Annotated in this window: 4 protein-coding genes; all 4 read left to right on the top strand. The window is 68.8% G+C overall.

Going from position 1 to position 4942, the window contains the following annotated elements; all coding sequences use genetic code 11:
• The coding region (locus ACK42S_RS15610) for a peroxidase family protein (RefSeq protein WP_409709595.1) at positions 1 to 854 on the top strand (854 nt) is incomplete at its 5' end.
• Between the two features lie 289 nt (positions 855 to 1143).
• Positions 1144 to 2850 (top strand): 2-isopropylmalate synthase, encoded by a 1707-nt coding sequence (gene leuA, locus ACK42S_RS15605; RefSeq protein ID WP_409709592.1) that lies wholly within the window; start codon positions 1144 to 1146, stop codon positions 2848 to 2850.
• A gap of 262 nt (positions 2851 to 3112) precedes the next feature.
• Positions 3113 to 4012 (top strand): 4-hydroxy-tetrahydrodipicolinate synthase, encoded by a 900-nt coding sequence (dapA, locus tag ACK42S_RS15600; RefSeq protein ID WP_409709589.1) that lies wholly within the window; start codon positions 3113 to 3115, stop codon positions 4010 to 4012.
• 122 nt (positions 4013 to 4134) lie between these two features.
• Positions 4135 to 4942: carotenoid biosynthesis protein (locus tag ACK42S_RS15595; protein ID WP_409709586.1), on the top strand; the 808-nt coding region annotated here is incomplete at its 3' end.

Raw genomic sequence — 4942 nt, 5'->3', positions numbered from 1 at the left:
CACCGATCCACAAGCTCACCGCCGCCGACATCGCCGACATGAAGGCGAAGATCGCAGCCTCCGGCATTTCCGTGTCGGAACTGGTGACCATCGCCTGGGCCTCGGCCTCGACCTTCCGCGGCGGCGACAAGCGCGGCGGCGCCAATGGGGCACGCATCCGCCTGGCCCCGCAGAACGACTGGGTGGTGAACCAGATCGCGGTAAAAGTGCTGCCCAAGCTGGAGGCCCTCCAGAAGGCCTCGGGCAAGCTGTCGCTGGCTGACGTGATCGTGCTGGCCGGCGGCGTGGGCATCGAGATGGCGGCCCGCGCGGCCGGTGTGTCGGTGGAGGTGCCCTTCACGCCCGGCCGCGTGGATGCCGGCCCCGAGCACACCGACGTCGAGTCCTTCAAGTATCTGGAGCCCTTTGCCGACGGCTTCCGCAACTACCTGAAGGCCAAGTCGCAGGTGCCGGCCGAGCACCTGCTCGTGGACAAGGCGCAGCTGCTCACGCTGACCGCGCCCGAGATGACGGTCCTGGTGGGGGGCTTGCGGGTGCTGGGCGCCAATTACGACGGCAGCCGGCATGGCGTGTTCACCACCCGACCTGGCCAGCTCACGAACGACTTCTTCGTGAACCTGCTCGACATGGGCGTGGAGTGGAAGCCCGCCGGCGACCTCTTCGAGGGCCGCGACCGCAAGACCGGCGCTTTGAAGTGGACCGGCACCCGGGTGGACCTGGTGTTCGGCTCCAACTCGGTGCTGCGCGCGCTGGCCGAGGTCTACGCCCAGGCGGACGGCCAGGAGAAGTTCGTGCGCGACTTCGTGGCCGCCTGGACCAAGGTGATGAACCTCGACCGCTTCGACCTGGCGTGAGGTTTTGCCCACTGAAGCGCGGGGCCTTTGCGGCCCTGCGTTGACAGCGCCCCCCGAATCGCCAACACTGATTTGATATGTTCACCGCCACGACCTCCCTGCTGCTTCTAGCGCTACTGGCCGCCACCGTGCTGGCTGGTATGGGTCGTGCCCGGTCCCTCAAGCCGCGTCGAGTCCGCATCCAGGACACCCCGCGTCGCTGAACATCCCGGTTCCTCCCACACAAAGGCCAGCTTCCCCGCTGGCCTTTTTTGTTTTCCGTCGATCTTTCTGCCATCCGAGGCCCACCATGCTCCAGCACCCTGAACGCAAGTACCGCCCCTTCCCTGCGGTGAACCTGCCCGACCGCACCTGGCCCAACCGGGTCATCACCAAGCCGCCCGTCTGGATGAGCACCGACCTGCGCGATGGCAACCAGGCCCTGTTCGAGCCCATGAACGGCCCCACCAAGCTGCGGCTGTTCCAGTTGCTGGTGCGCATCGGCTTCAAGGAGATCGAGGTGGGCTTCCCCTCGGCCTCGCAGACCGACTTCGACTTCGTGCGCCGGCTCATCGAGGACGACCTGATCCCCGAGGATGTGACCATCGAGGTGCTGACCCAGGCCCGCGAGGACTTGATCGCACGCACCTTCGAATCGCTGAAGGGGGCGCCGCGCGCCATCGTGCACCTGTACAACGCCACGGCGCCCACGTTCCGCCGCATCGTCTTCCAAATGAGCCCGGCGCAAGTGCGTGAGCTGGCCGTGCACCACGCCAGGCTCATCCAGCAATACGCTGCGCGCCAGCCCGAGACCCAATGGACCTTCCAGTACAGCCCGGAGGTGTTCAGCGGCACCGAGCTGGCCGTGGCCAAGGACGTGGTCGACGCGGTGATGGATGTGTGGCAGCCCACGCCGCAACACAAGGCCATCGTCAACCTGCCGGCCACGGTGGAGATGAGCACGCCCAATGTGTACGCCGACCAGATCGAGTGGATGCACCGGCACCTGAAGCGGCGCGACAGCCTCGTGCTGAGCGTGCACCCGCACAATGACCGCGGCACGGCCGTGGCCGCGGCTGAGTTGGCGGTGATGGCCGGCGCCGACCGCGTCGAGGGCTGCCTCTTCGGCAATGGCGAGCGCACCGGCAACGTCGATCTCGTCACGCTCGCGCTCAACCTCTACACCCAGGGCGTGCACCCGGGGCTGGACTTTTCTCAGATCAACGAGGTGGCCCGCACCGTGGAGGACTGCACCCAACTGCCCATCCACCCGCGCCACCCCTATGTGGGCGACCTGGTCTTCACCGCCTTCTCGGGCTCGCACCAGGACGCCATCAAGAAAGGCTTTGCCGCGCAGCAGCCTGACGCGATCTGGGAAGTGCCCTACCTGCCCATCGACCCGGCCGACCTGGGCCGCAGCTATGACTCGGTCGTGCGTGTGAACAGCCAGTCGGGCAAGGGCGGCATCGCCTTTCTGCTGGAAACCGCCCACGGCCTGGTGATGCCGCGCCGTGCCCAGGTGGAGTTCAGCGGGGTCGTGCAAAAGGTCGCCGACGAGACGGGCGGTGAGCTCACCGCCGCGCAGCTTTGGGATCTGTTCCAGCAGGAATACCTGCGGCGCGACGCCCCGGTGAAGCTCGTGACCCACCACAGCGTGGAGGACGGCGCGCGCGTGCGCGTGCAGCTCGAGCTCGACGTGAACGGCCACCGCGTGAAGCGCGAAGGCCTGGGCAACGGCCCGCTCGACGCCGCCGTGCACGCCCTGGGCCTGCCGCTGCGCCTGGACAGCTACGAGGAACGCGCCCTCGGATCGGGCTCCGACGCCCGGGCCATTGCCTTTGTGGAACTGGCCCACCCCGACATCGCCGGCACCCGCTTCGGCGTGGGGCAGGACACGAACATCGTCACCGCTTCCCTCCAGGCCGTGATCTGCGGCGTGAACCGGCTGGCCGAACGCCACCCGGCGGTGATCGAGACGCTGGTGGCGCAACCCGCCGCGTCCCGTCAGGCAGCCTGAGCGACTCGCGGCTACACTGCCGCCATGCGCGCACCGTGCCTCCTGTCGCAAACCGGCACCCTTCTGGGCCTGCCGGTTGCGGGCGCGCGCAAACAGAAAAAACAGCAGCTCGTCTGACCGGAGCGGCTGTGCCGTTCGCAGACGAGCGACGGCACCCGCCGCCACCGGCATCGGCCTCTCCGGCCGTCACGCCCCACCGCAGCTTCGCCTTCCTCGCCTCGACGGACTTCCTCGGTCGGTTGTCTCGTGAAGGAGTGTGTTCATGCGAAGTTTTGAAGGACTGTGGATCCCCTTGGTGACCCCTTTTGACGAACAGGGGGCGCTGGACCTGGCGGCGTTGCAGCGGCTGGTGCGCCACATGGCGGAGGCGGGCGTGCACGGCTTCGTGGTGTGCGGCACCACCGGTGAGGCGGCAGCGCTGAGCGACGCGGAAAGCGAGCAGGTCCTGCGCACGGTGCTCGAACATGCCGGCGGTCGGCCGGTGGTGATGGGCGTGGGCGGGATCACGCCGGGCGAGGTGGCGGCGCAATGCCAGCGCTGGGCCGCCTTCGGCATCGATGGCTTCCTGGTGCCCCCGCCGCACTACGTGCGCCCCACGGCGCAAGGTGTGATCGACTTCTATGCTCAGGTGGCGGCGGCTGCAGCGCCGCTGCCGATCATCGTCTATGACATCCCTTACCGCACCGGCGTGACGCTGTCGCTCGATACCTTGCGCACGCTGGCGGACATTCCCGGTGTCGTGGCCCTCAAGGACTGCGGTGGCGATGCCCGCAAGACCCAGGCGCTGATCGCCGACGGACAACTGGCGGTGCTGGCGGGTGAAGACGCCCAGGTGTTCACGACCCTGTGCCAGGGCGGTGCGGGTGCGATCACGGCCAGCGCCCACCTGCAGCCGCGCCATTTCGTGGCGATGGTCGAGGCCGTGAAGGCGGGCCGGCTGGCCGAGGCCCGCGCCTGGCACCACCACCTGGCGCCCCTGGTGGCCGCGCTGTTTGCCGAACCGAACCCGGCGCCGCTCAAGGCGGTGCTGGCCACGCTGGGTTTCGGCAGTGCCGCGGTGCGGGCGCCGCTGACACGCGCTTCGGTCACCACGGCCGCCCACGCCCAGGCTGTGCACGATTTGGCATCCGGCCCACCTCTGGCGGGGGAGCTTGTGCGCTGACCGTTCGGCAAGGGCTGACCCGGCTTGCCCGCCGGGTGGTCGCATGGACAATACGCGCGGTTCATGCCGCGGCCGGCTGTCGGGGTCGCGATGCTTCCTCGACACCCTCCAACGAGACCGCCATGCACGCCTTGCTCGCCCGCCTGCCCCTGCTCGGGGCCCTCCTGCTCGCCGGCGCCCTGGTGGCCCAGGCCGCCCGCACGCACAACCCCACCACCTTCGCCCTGGTGGCCAGCTCGGTGCTGATGTTCGGCTTTTCCTGGGCCAACGCCACGCAACTCCTGGGGCCGCGCCTGGCCGGGCGTTTTGTGCTGCTGGCCCTCGTCGTGGGCTGGGTGGCCGAACAGCTCGGCGCCACGATGGGCTGGATCTTCGGCGCCTACCACTACACCGAGGTGCTGGGCCCGCGCCTGGGCGCCGTGCCGGTGGTCATCCCGATGATGTGGTTCACGCTGGGCTACACCGCCTATGTGCTCAGCAACTTCATCGTCTGGCGTATGCCGGCCCACGGCCGCGAGAGCATCACCGACGCGGCCCTCGTGACCTTCCTGGCCGCGCTCATCCTCACGGCCTTCGACCTGGGCGCCGACCCCTACCTCGTCTTCACGCTCAAGGCCTGGATCATGGTGAAGACCGACGGCGCCTGGTTCGGTGAAACCGTGCAGGGCTTCTTCGGCTGGGTCTTCGTGTCGTGCGTGATCATCGGCGGCTTCCGCTGGCTGGCGCGCGGTGGGGTCCCGGCGCCGTCGGTGGCCTACACGCACCGCCATGCGGCGCTGCCGCTGCTGCTGTATGCCAGCGCCCTGGTCTTCCAGGTGGCCTTCGGCAACCCCGTCGAGATCCGCAGCATCGCCGTGTTCGCGATGGGCATTCCGCTGCTGGCCGCGGTGGCCGGCTGGCGGCTGTGGCAGCCGGCCACCGGGAGCCGGG

The organism is Caldimonas sp. (genome assembly GCF_046289365.1).
Classification (GTDB): domain Bacteria; phylum Pseudomonadota; class Gammaproteobacteria; order Burkholderiales; family Burkholderiaceae_C; genus Caldimonas.
This window is presented reverse-complemented; position numbering and strand designations above follow the sequence as displayed.

What these genes read in the sequence shown, in the direction of transcription:
- leuA (WP_409709592.1), top strand. Translation starts at nt 1,144, where the DNA reads ATGCTCCAGCACCCTGAACGCAAGTACCGCCCCTTCCCTGCGGTGAAC.
- dapA (WP_409709589.1), top strand. Translation starts at nt 3,113, where the DNA reads ATGCGAAGTTTTGAAGGACTGTGGATCCCCTTGGTGACCCCTTTTGAC.